The sequence below is a fragment of the Actinosynnema sp. genome (assembly GCF_052038725.1).
The window spans coordinates 1-3,147 of the sequence record NZ_JBQGCX010001382.1 but is presented as its reverse complement, the minus strand read 5'-3'; the positions used below and the strand labels follow the sequence as shown (position 1 = coordinate 3,147).

Below are 3,147 nucleotides of genomic sequence, written 5' to 3'. Positions count from 1 at the left end.
GGATCGCGAGCGCCGTCGTGCGGTCCTTCACGATCTTCGGCGGGACCACCGGCTCGGACGCCTTGTGCTCCACCAGCACCGCCAGGCCCAGCAGCAGGACCGAGCCGCCGACCATCGCGCCGCTCTGCCAGGAGATCCAGTCGAACGAGCCGTCCACGAACGAGATCCAGATCAGCAGCACGCTCACGCCCGCCGCGATCAGGCCCGCGCCCAGGTAGTCGATCTTGACGTTCTCCCGGCGCGCGGTCTGCACCTTCAGCGTCGCCTGGAGCACCAGCAGCGCCACCACGGCGACCGGGACGCCGACGAAGAAGCACCAGCGCCAGCCCAGCCACGAGGTGTCCACGATCAGCCCGCCGAGCAGCGGGCCGCCGACCGTGGCCAGCGCCATCACGCCGCCCAGGTAGCCGTTGTACCGGCCGCGCTCGCGGGGCGGGATCATCGCGGCGATGACCACCTGCACCAGCGCCTGCAGGCCGCCGACGCCGATGCCCTGGAACGCGCGGGCGGCGATCAGCTGACCGGCGCTCTGCGCGAAACCGCTGATCACCGAACCGATGATGAACAGCACGATCGCCGACTGGACGAGCGTCTTCTTGTTGAACAGGTCCGCCAGCTTGCCCCAGATCGGGGTGCTCGCGGTGGCGGTCAGCAGGGTCGCGGTGACGACCCAGGTGTACTGGGTCTGCGTCCCCTCCAGAGCGCCGATGATCTGCGGCAGGGCGGTGGAGACCACCGTGCCGCTGAGCATCGCGACGAACAGGACGAGCAGCAGGCCGCTGAGGGCCTCCATGATCTGCCGGTGGTTCATCGGTTCGCCCGGTTGGTGGTTCCGGGTGTCCGCCGTGGTGGCGGGTGCGCTCATCGCGCGTCCTCCAGTGCTGTGCTCGGGGAGCCGATGGCTCCTGCTACGTCTGCGTTCAAGCGCCCAAGCGCGTCGTTGAACGCGTCGAGTTCCTCGGGGGTCCACCCGGCGAGCGCCCGGTCCATCAGGTCCTCGTACCAGCGGCGCGCGCGGTCCAGCGCCTCCTGCCCGGCGGGCGTGACGACCAGGATGCTGGCCCGCCCGTCCACGGGGTCGGCCTGCCGCTCGACCAGTCCCTGCCCCACGAGCGCGGCGACCGCGCGGCTGACCGTCGACGGGTCGAGCGCGGCCTGGTGCGCGAGCTGCTTGGCGTGGCAGCCGGACGGGTCGTCGCTGATCTTGCTGATCAGCTTGAGCGTCGTGATGAGCCCGGTCGGGACGCCTGTGGCCCGCTCGGAGTGCGACTGCTTGAGCATCCGCACGGTCTTCATGAGGTCCTGGATGCGGTCCTGCATCTCGGAGTGGCGCGGGTTGGCGTCCACGATGAGCCCTCCCTGAGTGGTTGCCCCATACAAGTATCAGGGCAACTTGCGCATTGTGCAAGTTTGCTCATTGGGAAGTTTGTGTGACTGCGGCTACCCTGAACGCCGAAATGGACACCACGGTCGATCTGGACACCACCGTCGGGCTGCGCGAGCGCAAGAAGGCCGCCACGCGCCAGGCCCTGCACGAGGCCGCCCTCAGGCTGGCGATCGAGCACGGCCTCGAACGGCTCACCGTCGAGGCCATCGCCGACGCCGCCTCGGTGTCGCGCCGGACGTTCTCGAACTACTTCGCGAACAAGGAAGAAGCGATCTTCCACGGCCACCGGGCCAGGCTGCGCGCCATCGTCGACCTGCTGCGCGCCCAGCCTGCGGACGTCCCGGTGCGCAGGGCCCTGTTCGACGCGGCCCGCGCCTTCTCCGCGGAGCTGGACGGCCTGGACCCCGCGCTGGTGGCGCAGCGCAGGCTCGTGCGCGGGCACCCGAGCCTGGTGGTGCACCAGGTCGCCGCGCACAGCGCCGTGGAGCGCGAGCTGGCCGACGAGCTGGCGTCCCGGATGCCCGCCGACGACCCCGAGGCGGCGCTGCGCGCGCGAGTCCTGTCGGCGGCGTTCCTGACCACACTGCGCGCGGCGACCCAGCACTGGATCGAGAACCCGGACCGCCCGCTCTCGGACGTGCTCCTGTCGGCCCTGCGGCACGTCGCGGGCTGAGCCCTCCCGGCTGCCGCGTTCGTCCAGCGGTTCCACAGGCGCCGCACAGAGCCCGCACAGCCCGCCCGACCAGGGTGGGCCCCATGCGAGACGACGAGCAGACCTACCGGGGCCGCCGCCTGCCCCGCCCGCACGAGGAGCTGGTGGACCAGGGCCTGGGCTTCGACGTGGGCACCCTGCTGGACCGCCGCCGCGCACTGCGGATCTTCGGCGTGGGCGCGGTGTTCGCGGGCCTGACCGCCTGCGGCGCGGCGGGCACGGCCGCCACGACCGGCGCCACGACGACCGCGCGGGCCACGGGCGAGATCCCCGACGAGACGGCGGGCCCGTACCCCGGCGACGGCTCGAACGGCCCGGACGTGCTGGAGCAGTCCGGCATCGTCCGCTCGGACATCCGTTCCAGCTTCGGCACCGGCAGCGCGGTGGCGGAGGGCGTCCCGATGGCGCTGGAGCTGTCCATCGTGGACGTGGCGGGCGGCGACGTCCCGTTCGAGGGCGTGGCGGTGTACGTGTGGCACTGCGACCGCGCGGGCGGCTACTCGATGTACAGCGACGGCCTGGAGGACGAGAACTACCTGCGCGGCGTGCAGATCGCGGACGCGACCGGGAAGGTGGCCTTCACCAGCACCTTCCCGGCCTGCTACACCGGCAGGTGGCCGCACGTCCACTTCGAGGTCTACCCGGACCAGGCGGGCATCACCGACTCGGCGAACGCCATCGCGACCTCGCAACTGGCCCTGCCGAAGGACGCGTGCGACGCGGTGTACGCCGGGACGGGCTACGAGAGCTCGGTGGCGAACCTGGCCCAGCTGACCCTGGACACCGACAACGTGTTCGGCGACGACGGCGGCGAGTCCCAGCTGGCGACGGTCACCGGCGACCCGGCATCCGGCTACCGGGTGACCCTGCGAGCCCGAGTGGACACCCGAACCGAACCCACCGGTGGCGGCACCCCACCGGGCGGCGGTGGCAACACCCCACCGGGTGGCGGAACACCCCCGACCGGACCGGCCACCGCAGGCCGAACCCGCCCGGCCTGAGGTGAGCCGGTCACCGGCCGGTCCGCCTGCCGGGAGGCGCGGGCTGC

At 72.0% G+C, this 3,147-nt stretch carries 4 protein-coding genes; 2 read left to right on the top strand and 2 right to left on the bottom strand.

Features of this window, described 5'->3' with window-relative positions; all coding sequences use genetic code 11:
- A partial coding sequence (locus ACTUAL_RS29235; protein ID WP_440902495.1) for an MFS transporter occupies window positions 1-865 on the bottom strand: 865 nt, incomplete at its 3' end.
- Window positions 862-1,347, bottom strand: a complete 486-nt coding sequence (locus ACTUAL_RS29230; protein WP_440902494.1) for a MarR family winged helix-turn-helix transcriptional regulator — start codon at window positions 1,345-1,347, stop codon at window positions 862-864. The genes ACTUAL_RS29235 and ACTUAL_RS29230, both read right to left, overlap by 4 nt.
- Window positions 1,348-1,457: 110 nt before the next feature.
- Here ACTUAL_RS29230 and ACTUAL_RS29225 point away from each other — a divergent pair, with 110 nt between their 5' ends.
- Together ACTUAL_RS29225 and ACTUAL_RS29220 are read left to right on the top strand one after the other, a co-directional pair.
- Window positions 1,458-2,060 (top strand): TetR/AcrR family transcriptional regulator, encoded by a 603-nt coding sequence (locus ACTUAL_RS29225; protein WP_177154389.1) that lies wholly within the window; start codon window positions 1,458-1,460, stop codon window positions 2,058-2,060.
- 83 nt (window positions 2,061-2,143) lie between these two features.
- Window positions 2,144-3,100, top strand: coding sequence for an intradiol ring-cleavage dioxygenase (locus ACTUAL_RS29220; protein WP_440902493.1), 957 nt, complete (start codon window positions 2,144-2,146; stop codon window positions 3,098-3,100).
- Window positions 3,101-3,147: the final 47 nt, after the last annotated feature.

Coding starts and splice junctions, on each gene's coding strand:
- ACTUAL_RS29225 (WP_177154389.1), top strand. CDS start 1,458: ATGGACACCACGGTCGATCTGGACACCACCGTCGGGCTGCGCGAGCGC.
- ACTUAL_RS29220 (WP_440902493.1), top strand. CDS start 2,144: ATGCGAGACGACGAGCAGACCTACCGGGGCCGCCGCCTGCCCCGCCCG.